General features: G+C 51.9%; 9 protein-coding genes. 4 read left to right on the top strand and 5 right to left on the bottom strand.

The features are described from left to right. Positions 1-30: 30 nt before the first annotated feature. The 5 genes from JMI88_RS21240 to JMI88_RS21260 all read right to left on the bottom strand — a co-directional run bounded on the left by JMI88_RS21240 (position 31) and on the right by JMI88_RS21260 (position 7,640). Positions 31-4,416, bottom strand: coding sequence for a CHAT domain-containing protein (locus JMI88_RS21240; RefSeq protein WP_201363975.1), 4,386 nt, complete (start codon positions 4,414-4,416; stop codon positions 31-33). Positions 4,417-4,435: 19 nt separating this feature from the next. Beyond that, complete coding sequence (locus JMI88_RS21245; protein ID WP_201363976.1) at positions 4,436-4,948, bottom strand: Hsp70 family protein; 513 nt, start codon at positions 4,946-4,948, stop codon at positions 4,436-4,438. Between the two features lie 49 nt (positions 4,949-4,997). Beyond that, positions 4,998-6,110, bottom strand: a complete 1,113-nt coding sequence (locus tag JMI88_RS21250; RefSeq protein ID WP_201363977.1) for an Hsp70 family protein — start codon at positions 6,108-6,110, stop codon at positions 4,998-5,000. Positions 6,111-6,163: 53 nt separating this feature from the next. Continuing rightward, positions 6,164-7,240, bottom strand: coding sequence for a hypothetical protein (locus JMI88_RS21255; RefSeq protein WP_201363978.1), 1,077 nt, complete (start codon positions 7,238-7,240; stop codon positions 6,164-6,166). A 91-nt stretch (positions 7,241-7,331) separates the two neighbouring features. Next, positions 7,332-7,640 (bottom strand): hypothetical protein, encoded by a 309-nt coding sequence (locus tag JMI88_RS21260; protein ID WP_201363979.1) that lies wholly within the window; start codon positions 7,638-7,640, stop codon positions 7,332-7,334. Positions 7,641-7,860: 220 nt separating this feature from the next. Between JMI88_RS21260 and JMI88_RS21265 the strand changes: the two genes are divergently transcribed. The 4 genes from JMI88_RS21265 to JMI88_RS21280 all read left to right on the top strand — a co-directional run bounded on the left by JMI88_RS21265 (position 7,861) and on the right by JMI88_RS21280 (position 14,211). After that, positions 7,861-8,499, top strand: coding sequence for a nucleotide exchange factor GrpE (locus JMI88_RS21265; RefSeq protein ID WP_201363980.1), 639 nt, complete (start codon positions 7,861-7,863; stop codon positions 8,497-8,499). 73 nt (positions 8,500-8,572) lie between these two features. Beyond that, positions 8,573-10,240: an Hsp70 family protein gene (locus tag JMI88_RS21270; RefSeq protein ID WP_201363981.1), complete on the top strand. Its 1,668-nt coding sequence runs from the start codon at positions 8,573-8,575 to the stop codon at positions 10,238-10,240. A 77-nt stretch (positions 10,241-10,317) separates the two neighbouring features. Continuing rightward, the gene (locus JMI88_RS21275) at positions 10,318-13,302 is read left to right on the top strand and encodes a zinc ribbon domain-containing protein (RefSeq protein ID WP_201363982.1); all 2,985 of its coding nucleotides are present in this window, start codon (positions 10,318-10,320) and stop codon (positions 13,300-13,302) included. 3 nt (positions 13,303-13,305) lie between these two features. Beyond that, positions 13,306-14,211 (top strand): GAP1-N2 domain-containing protein, encoded by a 906-nt coding sequence (locus JMI88_RS21280; RefSeq protein ID WP_201363983.1) that lies wholly within the window; start codon positions 13,306-13,308, stop codon positions 14,209-14,211. Positions 14,212-14,439: the final 228 nt, after the last annotated feature.

Below are 14,439 nucleotides of genomic sequence, written 5' to 3' on the forward strand. Positions count from 1 at the left end.
AACTGCCAGGAACGGCTATCAAAAGGAATTTCAGCGACCGGTGACAACGAAGGCGGCCCAGAAACGGGGGTCGGCATAAGGCAGGGCACTCGGATGGGTTCGGGCACGTTTAGCGGCATGGTGGCGGATAGCGTTGAGGACTTTTTGCTGATTTTCACTCATACGTTGGATGGTGAAGGTCAGCAGTGGGGGTTTATAGTTTGCCAGGATCTGATAGCTGGCCTCCTCACGTAACCAGCGCTGCGCCTGCGCCAGAGCCTGGGCAGGCGTTAGTTGTAGCGATCGATTGAGAAAGAGTTCCGCAAAGCGCGTCATGAGCAGATAGGTAGCGCGATCGTTAACCTGCCAGAGGGCGGCCACCACTCCGGCTACTCCTGCCTGCAAAAAGCCGCTTGCCAGTCCAAGCCCCTCGTCGGGCACACGCTCGATATCGATGACTGACGTTTCACAGGCGGAGAGCACCAGCAGACGCAGGCCATGCAGATTAACACGCCCATCCAGCGCTTCACGTAACGTAAGGGTACACTCGGTTTCTGGCATACTTTCATCACCCGCAAAGATCAACCGGGAGGATTGTGGATCATAGGGCACATATTCACCATGCAACGCCAGGTGGGCGTACCAGGCCTGTTGTAATTGCTCAAGCACTCGCTGCCTGGTGGCCTGTGCTCCAAGTATTTCGTGCACAGCCTGGATAGCATAGCCGCCTTTGCGGGCCAGAGCAGGAATCATTTCAGCCTCTGCCTCCGCGTAAGGCAAACTTTGATAACCAGCGGGCAAAGGTTGGGGATTTCCAACCACGAGCAGCTCCTCTTTGGTGCTTTGCAAATGGGTATAAGAAAGACGAGCGGCCCGGGCACTCGGAACAATTGTAACTTCGAAGAGGTCACCAAAGCGAGACCACTGCCTATCAGGTAAGGTCACACGCACCGATGGCAGAGGAAGCAATCCCAGGCGGCCATAAGGGATCAAGCGTACACGGCGCAGGTGGGGCTGCGACAATAACGCATGGGTCAGCGCTGTCAATCCTGCCGCTCCCAACGTTTGAATAATGGCGTCGATCTTTAGCACGGTCTTAGCGGTTGGATCAGGATCAAACATGGCAGAGATCGTTTCCAGCGAGAGGTGTGGCAGATCCAGATGTTGGATGCAGGGCTCCTGACCTGGTGGATTGGACACAATCAGTGCCATACCACCATGATCGGCCTGGAAGATACCACTGACCAGATATATCAAGGCTTCGTCAGGCGTGGCCACAGCGCCGGTAATATCCTGCAAGATTGGAACAGGCTGCATAAAAGAGGGATCGTCGTGCTGGCGGATAATCTGGGCTGCACTCATTAGCTCCACCCAGATCCCTTCTAGTTGCCGGGCAGCTATATCCAGTTCCTCCTGAGATAATGTTCCCTGCTGTATGTCAAGATTAAGCGCTTGCTGACACGTACGCCATCTTTCGCGAACGGAGATAAAGGCCTGCCGGCGCTGCTGGGCCGCCTCATCTTCGGTAGAGCGTGTGGAGGTAATCATATCCAGTGCCAGCTGCAGCCGTAACTGCTGCGCCCGCCCCTCTTCTAGCGCCACGACCGCTTCCGCATAACGGTCCAACCTGACCAACACCTGGGCGGCATAGACATAAATATCATGGGCCGCTACCTCTGCCAGCTCCTCAAACTGATCACTACCAGAAGGTGCATTCAATAGCGTTGTTCGCAAGACATCGCGCACCACCAGCAAAGCGGCATGGGCTTGTTCCCATTGTCCAAGGCAAGAAAAAATCTGGGCGCGCAACGCATATAGATTTCTGTATTCACGTGGATAAACCAGGCGTGTAAAAACGGTCAACGCCGCAGCCGTGTCATGCAAGGCAAGCTGCGCCGCCGAAGACTGCCCCGCCTGTAACTGCGTCAGATAGAAAAGCGCACGGTTATTCAGGGTCACAGCCCAATCGAAGCGCAGATGCTGTTGCTCATAAATCGCTAGCACAGCATCCAGGTCTGCCAGATCACCCTTCCAGTTTCCGGTAAATTGATGCCACACATTATACAGTGTATTAGTGGTAGCCCGTTCACGACAGGCGTAGCTCCACTCACGCGGATGAGCAGTTGGCGATAAAACGGTCAGCGCCTCATCGAAATCGCGCAGCGCCAATTGAATGTTTTTCAAATAGCGAGGAAAGATCTGTGCCATATCCTGGACAATATTACCTTCACCCGGCTGCTGGAAGGCCCGCTTCAACATCTCTAATGGACTGATCATGTAAGCGTAGCGATCATCTGTAGCGGGAACCGCCAATTGGCGATAGGCTGTTCCCCTACCTACCAGGACCATGGACCAGATGATCGGGGATGTTTCAGGCTTCAAGATGGTCAGCGCCTGCCCATAATGCTCGATCGCCTGCTCACAATTCTCACTATGCTTGCCAATCAAACGTGTGAGATACAGGTTGCCTAGATTAGCGTGCAAAAAAGCCCAGCGCGTCGGCGCAATTTCGAGCGAAAAATCATCGACAACGCGCAGCATATCCTGCAAGGCTCGCTCTTTATTGCGCAGCACGCTCCCCTCAGCATAATCGCTATAGGCCATGGCACGCAAAAAAGTAATCTGCGCCCATTGCAAACGATTACGTTCCGGCGTAAAGACGCGCAGCGCCTCATTAAAATAAGCAATCGCCTGCTGCAACGCCCGCGCACGCCCGCCATCCTGCGCATAGTAATAAACGGTTCCTAACGCCTCCTGCACAGTCGCCCAGCGCTCGGTCAGCGGCTGACACAACTCATCCTGCTGCAAAACCATGTTAAGATCTGTTAGAGCCAGTTCCAACGAGTAAGTTTGATTATGCGCCACCTGCATGGTGTATGCCATACCACGCGCCAGCAAGGCATCATAATACAGGAAAGAAGCAATCTGCGTCTCCTGACAGGAGGCAATCACCTGTGATGTATCCGCTATGACCTGGGAATTATAGGTCGCCCCATCGCCAGTAAGTTGTTCCAGTTCAGCACAAATCCAGCAACGTAGATTCAGGGCCATGGCCCAGCGTTCCAAATCACGCTCACGTGTAAAAAAGTGGAGTGCCTGCTCAACATCGGCTAGCGATAGCAAAAGCTGCGAGATAGGCAGGTCAGTTCTACGATACACCCTGATCTGGGCACGACCGATGAGCGCATAGTTCCATTCCTCAATATTGAGCTCGGGATCAAGCAGAGAAAACGCCACCTCAAACCTGGTCAGCAGCTCCTCGCGATTGAAATCATCATCCAGATAACCCAGTGCATAAAAACTGCGCAGCATCTGTGCCTGTATCCACTGCACTGGCGCTTCTTCCACTGAGAACGTCGGCTCCGCTGGCACAGGCACAGGTTCCTGATCCGCATTCAAGAGGGGCAAAGCCGCGCGGATATTCTGGATGGCAGCCCAGAATTGAGGCTGCCTGGTCCGGTCAATGCGTGGCAATAAAGCATCTATCCTGGCTTGAATGGCCGTTTTGCCCTCAGCATTCACCGCCATATTCCCTTTTCCAATTGCAGAGAAATCCATCCAGCGCATCATTTCAACTAACAAGTCACTATACAGCTCGCGCGTCTCGGCATCCATAGGTTGTGCGTTGGGACCGCTCAGACTATTCAGCATCTCCTTGAGCATAGGATCATCGGGGTGTAAACCTGCCATACCCGGGAACAGGGTCAGGCGACCATCTGGTGAAAGTTGCTGCTCGTCTATTACTGGCAATTGCTGCTCCTGCGGTGGCCATATACCCTGGCGAGCGTCCAGCAGAAGTTGCAGAAGATAGGCATTGTAAGCATTGACATGGGTTGTCCCGCTACCAAATCTAGCGATAGCACGATATAGAGCGGCAACAACCATCGGCGATAAGAATAGAGCTTGCTGCTCCTGGAGGACCTGGCGCACAGTGCCATTCAGATGAGCCAGAAGAAGATCGCGCAAAGCTTGCCCAGCAGTATCCTGAGCCTGTAAAAAACGCTGCCAGGCCGCCTCAAATCCATACTCTAAACTATCCTGCAATAATTCCCGGTACATATCCACATGCTCGGCAATATCTGGATGATTATTCTGACGCAGAGAAGCACTGAGGGCAGCCAGAAACGGCTGGCAACTGGGAATCAACAAATGTGCTTGATTAGTCTCAATCAAGGCACGCACTTCTTCCCAGGAATTGGCAAGCAACAAAGTATCAAAAATGCGGAACAATACCTGCGCATAATCCTGGGCCGCCTGTTCCTCCTCACTCAACACAGGTGCTTCCTCGGTTGCATTTAGTTGTGGTTCAGGCTGTGCCTGCTCTTTCTGCTCGGGAGCCGCATTTGAGATCAGTGGTTGATCACAAAGAGGACACTGCTCGCGCCGTGGAGTGTGCACAAACTTATGTCCACAGTGGGTACACTGTATGATTGCCATAGACACAACACTTGTCCTTCTATGAGATTGACACGCCACTGGAGCGCTGTTTGGCAGCTTGATATTGCCTGGCAGAGATAACACGATCCGTCTGAATATCGACCATAACCTGGCGATCACTCTTGGGCTCACGAGCGGTGATCGACAGGCGACCGTCGCGTTGTAAGGTAAATAAAACCTCAATCGGAGATTGCACAGGTAGGCGGGGTGGCAGATGCAACCGGACCTTGCCAATATCCTGTCCCTGTGTCAGTTCAAAGACGCGGTATTCAAATTGTGTATTCTCCACAATCTTCATCTCTACCACTTCTTGATTAGGCACGGTCGTATAAAAGGTCTTCGATTCAGTCACAGGGAGAGCATCATTTATCATGATAATATTTGAGATAATATCTTTTTGGGTCTCCGCATCGAGTACAATGACCCCAAAACTATGACTGGTCACATTGGAGATAGATAGCTCATTAAATTTCTTGACAGCTTCAACAGGTAATCCATCGCTCTGTGCCACCTTAGCCTGGGCAACACGCAACTCTTCAGGAATAACAGATGACGACCGCTGAGGATGTTGTTGGCGATCCCTATTTTTTTTGTGTCAGCTGCCGGGCCACCTTTTCATCCAGGGAAAGCTTATTGCCATAACAGGCTGCCCCTTTGGCCACAGCCGTATCGGGCTCAAAAGCCCTGACAGGAATATTAAATTCCTCAGACAGCCGCGCGGCAACCTGTGGCATGCGCGTCGATCCACCAACCAGAATAATTTGATCATAGTGATCACAGTCGCGCATACGCGCGTTATACATCGTCTCGCGCGTCAGCTTGATCGTCTTTTCCAGCAAATAGTCCGTCAGGGCGGCAAACTTTTCACGCGAGAGAGGTACAGTAATAAGCTTTCCCTCATGGGCCACGGTCACATTGATATTCAAGCGCAAAGTGAGCGTAATCTTGGCGGTTTCCGCCTTGCTCCAGAGATCCTGCAACGACTCGGGGAAATCGGTAGGATCAGAACTAGAGCCGGACAGGGTCTGCCACTGCTCCGCCAGATAGACCAGCACCGCCTCATCCCAGTTGCGGCCACCCAGATTGTCATCCCCACCAGTGGCGACCACGGCGATCTCGCCTGCCTTTACCCTGATGACCGTGGTATCAAAAGTGCCGCCGCCCAGATCGTAAACCAGAAATGTCTTCTCGCCCTGCTCATTCTGCAAACCGTATGTGATAGCAGCCGCCGTCGGTTCATTGATGATTTCACGCACCATCAAACCGGCCAGTTCGCCGGCCCGCACCGTCGCATCGCGTTGCAGAACGCCAAAATATGCGGGACAGGTAATCACGACATCTTTAACAACCACGTGCAGATAGTTCTCAGCATCGTTCACCAGTTTACGCAGAATATACGAAGAAATCTCTTCAGCCGTATAATCGATGCCTTGATAAGAGAAATGCCAATCGGCCTCCCCCATATGCCGCTTTACCGCCTGAACTACTTGCGTAGGAAAAAGAACGGCGCTATTCCTGGCCTCCATACCCACGATGCGTTGCGTGCCATCGAAACGCACCACGGAAGGCAAGGTCGTGCCGCCATCCTCCATTGGCACAATGACAGGCTTACCATATTGATCAATATAAGAGATACAGGAATAGGTAGTACCCAGATCAATTCCAAAGACAGAAGGTGTATATTCAGCGGTCATGCAACTACCTCCAGGGACCGATTTTCAAGTTGACAAATAAAAGCAACAGGTTATTACAGGATGTAGAGTAATGCCACCAGCAGCAGAGAGAGTGCAAAGCAGAGCCAGCCCAGCACCTGCAATGGATATTTTCCGAAGCGGGCATAGCAGGCATGGAAAATCGATGCTAGCCCCAGGCCGGAAAGCGCGCTGATCTGCAACCAGCGTAATTGGGACAGTGAAAAGAGTGACAACAGCACACCAATGCCGGCCAGGGCAAAGTTCAGCCAGAGCTGGCCATCGGTCGATCTCTGGCCATCTTCAACAATAGATTCTAGCTGGGCCACAGTCTCAAAAATATCGTTGGTCGCGTTCCATTGCATCACCCGCTCATAGAATGAGCTATAGCGCTGTGAGCTAATCCGTGCCTCTTGCTGGCCAGTCCGTTCAATATCTTGTGGCTGTAGCAAGCTGGTAAAATTGTAGATCTGCTGAATCGATAGGCGAACAGCAATGGCTTCACGTGGCGAAACAATCAGCCAGCCACGCTGCCCGGTCTCGCGATCGAAATGGGTGAAGCGTCCAGGAGCCCAGCCCTGTTCCAGCGCGCTCTCATTCAGCCGCAGGCGCTGCTGTAGCATATCCAACACCTCCTCAATCGCTCCATCTATACTCTCAATCAGCGCTCTCTTGCGATACTGTTTCTGCTTACGCATACTCTTCACCACATCCGCAGGCACCTTTACCTGCGTCTCTTCCAGATGCAAAATAATATAAGCTACTTCTTTTAGCGTCTGGCGCGCATCCTCCAGATAAGCATGTAGTACATCGCAACCTTCCATAAGAGATGTCAGAGGCAGCCACTCATCAGCCGCTTGCGGGTCAGGCATCCATTGGCACCGCGTCACCATCCACAAATTGACAGGTGTTTGATGGCTCCAGATAGCATCGTGCGCAGGCAGTGCAGGTGTAACTTCGCTACTGCGTTTCCACAGAATATAGAGGGAGAGACCACGTCCCTTTACCCAGGATTGCTCTAGCTGTGCAGGCGGTAAGTCTGGTGGAAGCAGCGCAGCTATATCACGGGTCGCGTCATGGGTTGCATTATCAATCCGAAACTTGTTTTGAGGTTGTTTCTTTTTCCTGGCCATGCACCTTGCCTTTATACATATACTATTTTTGAAAATGAATGGAAGAGTTCTGAAAGAGACATTGAGCAGCAGTCGAGCTATGCAGAAAATGTCATGGCACCAGCTGGTTGCCACAATGCTGGCAAGTAAGCAGAGCTTTTCCACGGCTACGCGGCAGGATGGTAAACTGATGACAATTGCCACACTGCACCAGTTCGGCTCCGCAGCTCATACAACGCTGGCCCTTAATACCATTGAGCAGGCTAATGGGTCGATACCCCCGCGTACGCCGGCAACGTGGACAACGCAACACATTACCGCTCCCCACGCCCCGCAATCCCTCCTCCTCATCCTCCTCAAGCTGTAAATCATTGATTATCACTCCATCGCGCAGCGTATCCAGGTTATCATCCTCAAACATGATTTTATTCCTCTCCATGATAGGCGTTTTGCGCATAAAAAGTACTCAATATACGCTTAAAAGAGCAATGTCCATTTTTACTTGACAGTCTACAATGGTCAGAATATACTACAAAAGCATTGGCAATTCAATAATTCAAATTAATCAATCTTTGCCAGCCAAAACCTTAATAGCCTAAGAAATCAATTTCTTTTCTCAAAAAGATGAATGAGGTTAGTGCATGACGGAAGACCAACAGGCAGCATTGACAGATGAGACGGCCAGCGCCCCAATACAGGCCGCGCATTCACCAGCTGAGCAAGAAACAACTGCTCCCGGCACAGAACATACAAATACTGATATGCTTGAGCAGACGTTTCAGGGCATGCAACAGCTTTTGACGGCCATGCAGGGATTAAAACAAGACTTTGAAACGAAAGTCAAATACGATGAGAGCAAAGAGCGTATGATCGATACGCTGCACAGCGAGCTGCAAAGCTATCGCGAAGGACTCCACTTCAAAATCTTACGCCCCCTCTTGATCGATCTTATTTCACTCTATGACGATATAAATCATATTATTGAGAATACGCAAAAAACATTTCCTGACCTGGATACAACCATTATTGGAAATATGAAATCTTTCCATGAGAGTGTTGAAGAGATGCTGAGCAACAATGGGGTCGAAGCCTTTCAGGTACCAGAAGCGACCTTTACCCCCAATAAACAGCGTGCCCTGAGGGCCGTCCCAACTTCCGACGCATCTTTGGACAAACAGATCGCCAGCCGCCTGCGCAAAGGTTTTAGCTATGAGAACCGCATACTGCGCCCAGAAATAGTAGAAACCTATCGCTATGTCGCGGACCAGCCACAGCAATAATGTATAAACGGGGGCGCTAATATCTACTTCCCGGTCCCTATTTCATTATTATTCTCGTGAGGAGATATATCCAGTGAGCGATCAAACAGTAACGACAGTATTTGGCATAGATCTTGGCACAACTTACTCTTGCATCGCCTATGTCGATGAATTTGGTAAGCCGGTCGTTATCCCGAACCTCGAAGGTGACTCAACCACGCCTTCCGTTGTGCAATTTGAAGGCGATAACCGCATAGTCGGTAAAGAAGCCAAGAATAGTGCCGTCATGAATCCAACCGAGGCATGCGAATTGGTTAAGCGCCATATGGGAGAGAGTGACTGGCGCTTCCATTACAACGGCACCGATTATACGGCCGAGGAGATCTCTTCGTATATCTTGCGCAAACTGGCTGACGATGCCGAGCAGGCGACCAGCATCCCTGTCAAAGACGTGGTTATCACCTGTCCTGCTTATTTTGGTATTGCCGAACGAGATGCCACCAAAAAGGCCGGTGATATTGCCGGCTTCAATGTACGTGAAATCATCAACGAGCCAACTGCCGCCGCCGTAATGTATGGATTGCAAAATGAGCAGGATCAACTGGTGCTGGTCTATGATCTGGGCGGTGGCACCTTCGATATTACTGTCATCGAAATTCAAGGGGGCGCCATTACTGTCGTAGCCACCGGTGGCGACCACACGCTGGGTGGACGCAACTGGGACGAGGCTGTGGTCCGCTACGTGGCCGATCAATGGATGAAAGAGGCAGACTCTAACGATGATCCGGCCGACACCGAAGAGACGCTACAGGATCTATGGATTCGTGTAGAAAGCGCCAAACATTCTCTCACCGCGCGCAAGGAAACGACGGTCGTTGTTTCCCATAACGGCAAACGCATTGGTATCCCTCTGACTCGTGAAAAATTTGATGAGCTGACCATGCCTCTACTGGAACAGACCATCAACTACACCAACGCAACCATCGAAGCGGCCAGGAGCCGGGGCTATAGCAAATTTGATCAGATCCTGCTGGTGGGTGGCTCAACCAAGATGCCCCAGGTCAGTGAGCGCCTCAAACAAGAATATAATGTTCCCCTCAAAGTATTTGATCCCGACCAGGCCGTGGCTAAAGGCGCCGCCGTTTATGGTCGCAAGTTAGCAATCGACGAGAAAATCATTCATAAAATCGCCGAGCTGACCGGTAAAACCGAAGAAAAAATCGACCTGGACGCTGTTTCCCCAACCGTCAAAGAGCAGGCACAACAGGAAGTGGCAGAGGATAGCGGACTGAAATTGCACGCCGTCAAAAAATACAATGATATGTCCGTTACAAACGTGGCCAGCCATAGCTTTGGTATTATCGCCTTCGATCCCAACACCCAGCAGGATATTATTTCAAACCTGGTCCTGGTCAACGATCCGTTGCCATTCACCAAAGTTAGTAAATTCTATACGCAGGAGGCCGAGCAAGAAACAGCTGAACTGCAGGTGATGGAAAATAGTGTCGCCGAAAAAACGCTGAGAGATGTGACGCTGGGTCAGGAGATCGGCAACGCCGTGCTTCATCTACCGCCGCGCCTGCCTGAGAGCGCTCCTATCGAGGTCACCTTTAATCTCAATCGCGAAGGACGCCTGCATATCATTGGCCGTGAGCCCAGCAGCCAACAATCGATCGAGATCGAGATTCAAACGATCCGTGGCATCTCTGAAGAGGAAACAGAAGCAGCTCGCAAGCGCTCAAACAAACTGGTCATCTCTTGATCTTCAGCTTTCATGACGGAGATCAGTGTATTCCAACCAGACAGAGTTAATGTTGAGGAAAACAGGGTAGCGAAAAGATGAGTACGACGAATGCCACGACTAACTTCTACTTGCTGCTCCAGCTCGATCCGGATGCTCCCTGGAACGAGGCTGACTTTGAGCTTAGGGTGCAAACCAAACGCAAGGAATGGAGCCGCAAAAGCAGTGGAGTAGGACGTACAGCGCTGGAAGCAAAAAAAAGCATGGAGCAGCTGAAAGGCGCGGATGCTTTTAAGAGCAATCCTGTTGAGCGCGAGAGGCAGGCGCAAGAGGCACGGCTTGAGCGCGTCTCCGCTAAAAAGGCTGAACAGGCACAGCTACGTGAAAGCCTGGAATTCACGTTTGCGCGTGGCTATATCGTTCAATCAGAGCTAGATACGCTGATCAAAGAAGCCAAAACACTGACCGAAAAAGAGATCCGCGACCTGTTGACCGTACCAGTAGTGCCTAAAGCACCAGCTCCAACGGCCAACGTGGGAACGAAGGTTCAACCGTTAGAGGAATCGCAGCTCAAAAAAATCAACGAGCAGCTACAGATGCTGGGCATGGAGACCCTCTACCAGGTTCTGGGACTCGACCAGACCGTTTCAGAGGACAAGTTGCTCCAGGCCGCCACAGCTTTGTACAACGATATGGTCAGGCGTGGTACTTCTATGGATGTCGGTGCCAAAAAGGACCTGGCGGGGCAGGCGAAATCTATCTTTAGCTCGCCCGATAAGCGGTGTAGCTACGACGAGAGTATTCGCTTGCGCTCGCTGGAAGCGATTTTGAAGCAACTCTCGGATTCCATGATTCGCAGCGGCGAGAAGACTATGACGCTGGGTCAGACCGAGGTTTTCCTGAAGAAGACGCGCGAAGCGGGCTGGGCAGACGAGGTTGCGCTTGAACGCCTGCGCGAAATGGCCCAGCGGCGTAACTGGTTCGTCCAGGTACCACCCTTAGATATCCAGGCGAAAAAGCTGGTGCGCTGCGGACACTGCAATAGTATGAACGAGCCTGGCAGCAAGTTCTGCGCGCACTGTCATACAGAGCTGCTCACGAGTTGTCCCAATTGTGGCGCAGATGTGCGCCCAGACGCCATCGGCTGCAATAGCTGTGGTTTCGCGACCGGCAATCGCTTCTATGTCGATGAGCTGTTAGCAAAATTCCCCTTTGAACGAGATTATGTGGAGGCGGGGCGCCTGCTCGACGAAGTCGCTGCGCTCTGGTCGCCCGCAAAGCCAGATGCGCGGGTACAAAAGCTACAGGAATACCGGACCACATTACAACATCGCGCCAAAGAACAGCAAACGATCCAACAACAACTTGACCAGTTGCTTGAGCAGAAGCACTTGTTTAAAGCGCAGGAATTCCTGGCCGCTAAGCGCGAAAAAATCAGCAATCCACAGCATTATCAACAACGTATTAGCGACACCATCGCGCAAGCCCGTAACCTCCTCAACAAAGCCCAGGGAGTCCAGGACCGCGAGACAAAGTCTAACCTGTATCGTACTGCATTACAGCTCTGCTCCGATTATCGCGAGGCGCGAGAACTGCTCAAGGCCTTGCCGCCAGTGCCAGCAAGTCAGCTTCAGGCCAGCGTCAGCGGCACCCTGGTCAGTCTAAGCTGGCAGCATTCACCAACCCAGGGTGTAAATTACAAAATAGTACGCCAGGCTCACTCGCAGCCAACCGGACTCACCGATGGCGAATTGCTCGCCACGGTCAACGCCAATAGTTATGACGACACGCGCAGCGAGATAGGTGTACCACTTTATTATGCGATCTTCACCGGGTACGAAGATGTGACGGCACCTCAGCCCACCTTGCTCAACAAGCCAATCTTTCTGCTGCAGGACGTACAGAACGAAGCCAGCGAGGTACATAACAACCAGGTCATTCTCAAATGGACTCCTCCTCCCAATGTTCGCAATGTGGTCATTGTGCGTAAAGAGGGCCTGGCCCCACGGTCAATCGATGATGGCTTACGCCTGACAACGAGTGCATCAACAAGCCTGGTGGATCGTGATATCCTCAATGAGCATACCTACTACTATGGCATCTATAGCCAGTTCAACAATCAGGGTAAGACACTGATCTCAGCCGGTAAGGTGGTTAAAGCACGGCCCGAGGCACCTCCTGCTGTCATTAATGAACTGACGATCAGCAATGAAAAGCTCGCGCAGGGCTATCGCGTCCAACTCACATGGCCGCAACCAGATAAAGGCAAGGTCATCATCTTAAAGTCCGAGCAGAGCACACAGCTTTCAGCCGGCGAGAGCATCTCAATCGATCAGCTCAAAAACTATGGGCAGGTCCTTCAGGGGCAGGCCCAACTCCTGATCGACACCTGGCTACAGCAAGGCATCTGCTACTATACGCCTGTGGTAACCTTTGGAGGTATAGCCTATATTGGCACCGAAATACCCTGCGCCTGTATTGATGAGGTTACCAACCTGCGCAGCGAAAATCTGGGCAATACAATCCGCTTGCAGTGGACCTGGCCAGCAAGTTGTTGGGAGGTCGCGATCAGCTATAATCATGATGGCTGGCAGTATCCACCCGTCAAAACCCACTACCTCACCAAAGCGGAATACGAGCACACTGGCTATTTTGATCTGCGCGAAGATCGGCCGCAGGAATGCTATATCAGGGTGGCAACCTTGATTCGTCAGGGGAAGCAACGTATTCAGGCGCCAGGCATACGTCTGCAGGCCCGATTGGCTCCCAAAATCACGCTGACGTACGAGATTCGCAAGGCCCGCTTCAGCAAAAAGCGTACACTATATATCCACACTCATACTCCTGGCCTGCTGCCCGCGCTAGTATTGATCTGTCGACGCGAGCGCCTGCCGCTACAGAAAAGCGAGGGCGAACGCCTCTGGCATCAGGGGCCCACCCACATTGAGAAAGAACTCAATCTGCCCCTGCCAGAGCAGAAATATCAGCCGCGCACATTCGGTAAATTATACCTGGAAGATAGCAACGCTTATAATTTCGTCACCATTCAACATCCCAACGACACTAAATTGAGGCTGGATTGAGATATGGCCATATTACAGCATTATTATACCTCTTTCAGAGATTACAGCACCGGGCGCAGCGGCTTTCAAGCCAAGGCCATGTCACCTGGCATCACTCCCGAGGACCAGGCGCAGCTGTTACGGCTGCTGGTCTATCGCCTGCCGGCCAGCGTGGAGGCAAGCGCGACAGCTGAACATCCCGTAGCCCTGCGCTATTACTATCAAAATGAAGCCAGCAGCTTTCTCATACACAGTCAATCCACAGGCAAGGACGACAATGGACGCCCCGGTAACTTTTTTGCCCACTCACTGATCATGCCAACCGAACTCTTTAGCAACATACCGCCTATCTTCTTCTGGCAAAGTTCTTTCTGGCAAGCGCAGGACAACACAGACAGCGGTGAGTTGCCTGTACTATCTGATCTGGAGCTAGAACCAGCACTGGACATAGAGCAGGTCTGGTCCCTCCTGCAGAGCGAGCAGAACAGACAGTATCTGGCAGCACTGATCGGCGCAGTCACCCAACTAGAGAGCAGCCAGCGCAACATTATCCTGGTCGCCGACAGCCAGCAGATCGCTCTCTGGATCGCCGCCGTCAGCTGTATGCTGCCACCGACGTGGCGCCCCTTGCTCACCTTCTCCACCTATCAGCACGATCCATTTCAGAGCCAGTTCATGATCACCGGCGCCCCACCGGCAACACTTTTTCAACCCGGCGCCAATGACTATCGGAACTACTTCATACTCAATCCCATCAGAGGCGAAGTCAGCCAGAGCGCACCCTCTGCCTATGCCAGCTTCATCTCCACCATTACCAACGAAGAACAATATGAGGAGCACCTGCTGCCACTGTTCGAAAACCACGCGGACAGCCTGCAAAACACAGCACGCATCAACCAACACCTGGACTGCCTCGTCGAACAAAGGTAGTGTCGAAAAAAATGTAGCGATTGAGCGTGTTTGAAAAGCATACTGTTTGTGCCTACGGCCCCTGACGCTTCGCGCCTGCGGTGCTCAAAAAGATTATCTGTTGTGAAGTGCAGAAAAATGCGTGTATGCGCATTTTTCTGCACTTCACAACAGATAAAAGGAATGGGGGCGTCAGCGTCCCCAGGCTGGCGAGCTATTCCATCCTCAATGGTCATGGTAATCAAACAA

The sequence above is a fragment of the Dictyobacter formicarum genome (genome assembly GCF_016587435.1).

Bases quoted from the DNA above. Each gene is read 5' to 3' on its own strand.
- JMI88_RS21275 (WP_201363982.1), top strand. From the start codon at position 10,318: ATGAGTACGACGAATGCCACGACTAACTTCTACTTGCTGCTCCAGCTC.
- JMI88_RS21280 (WP_201363983.1), top strand. From the start codon at position 13,306: ATGGCCATATTACAGCATTATTATACCTCTTTCAGAGATTACAGCACC.
- JMI88_RS21250 (WP_201363977.1), bottom strand. From the start codon at position 6,110: ATGACCGCTGAATATACACCTTCTGTCTTTGGAATTGATCTGGGTACT.
- JMI88_RS21255 (WP_201363978.1), bottom strand. From the start codon at position 7,240: ATGGCCAGGAAAAAGAAACAACCTCAAAACAAGTTTCGGATTGATAAT.
- JMI88_RS21265 (WP_201363980.1), top strand. From the start codon at position 7,861: ATGACGGAAGACCAACAGGCAGCATTGACAGATGAGACGGCCAGCGCC.
- JMI88_RS21240 (WP_201363975.1), bottom strand. From the start codon at position 4,416: ATGGCAATCATACAGTGTACCCACTGTGGACATAAGTTTGTGCACACT.
- JMI88_RS21260 (WP_201363979.1), bottom strand. From the start codon at position 7,640: ATGTTTGAGGATGATAACCTGGATACGCTGCGCGATGGAGTGATAATC.